Raw genomic sequence first — 612 nt, 5'->3', positions numbered from 1 at the left:
GTGGCGACCAGCCAGGGTAACGACCCGGACGGCGACAACGCGGCACTGCGCTACAGCCTGACCGAGGGCAGCAATGCCGACGGCTACTACGCCATCGACGCGATCACCGGCACGGTCACCCTGACCGACGCGGGCGCGGCGCACGTCAACGGCGGCGGCAACCTGCCGGCGGTGAGCGTGACCGTGACCGACGCACAAGGTCTGACGGCAAACGACACCGCGCCCGTGGGTGACAGCGCCTTGCTGCCCACCGTCGAGGTGACCAGCACTTATGACGCCATCCAGGGCGCGGCCGAAGCCGGCCAGCAAGTGGCGACCAGCCAGGGCAACGACCCGGACGGCGACAACGCGGCACTGCGCTACAGCCTGACCGAGGGCAGCAATGCCGACGGCTACTACGCCATCGACGCGATCACCGGCACCGTCACCCTGACCGACGCAGGTGCGGCGCACGTCAACGGCGGCGGCAACCTGCCGGCGGTGAACGTGACCGTGACCGACGCACAAGGTCTGACGGCAAACGACACCGCGCCCGTGGAGGCCAGCGCCTTGCTGCCCACCGTCGAGGTGACCAGCACTTATGACGCCATCCAGGGCGCGGCCGAAGCCGGC

At 69.9% G+C, this 612-nt stretch carries 1 protein-coding gene; it reads left to right on the top strand.

Annotation, left to right across the window (positions count from 1 at the left end):
• Positions 1 to 612, top strand: a 612-nt coding sequence (locus tag HW452_RS17330; RefSeq protein WP_224107337.1) for a cadherin repeat domain-containing protein, incomplete at both ends; no start/stop codon positions are given.

This window comes from Vreelandella aquamarina (assembly GCF_020075495.1).
GTDB lineage: Bacteria > Pseudomonadota > Gammaproteobacteria > Pseudomonadales > Halomonadaceae > Vreelandella > Vreelandella aquamarina_A.
The sequence above is the reverse complement of the archived record's forward strand: the minus strand, read 5'-3'. Positions and strand labels throughout refer to the sequence as shown.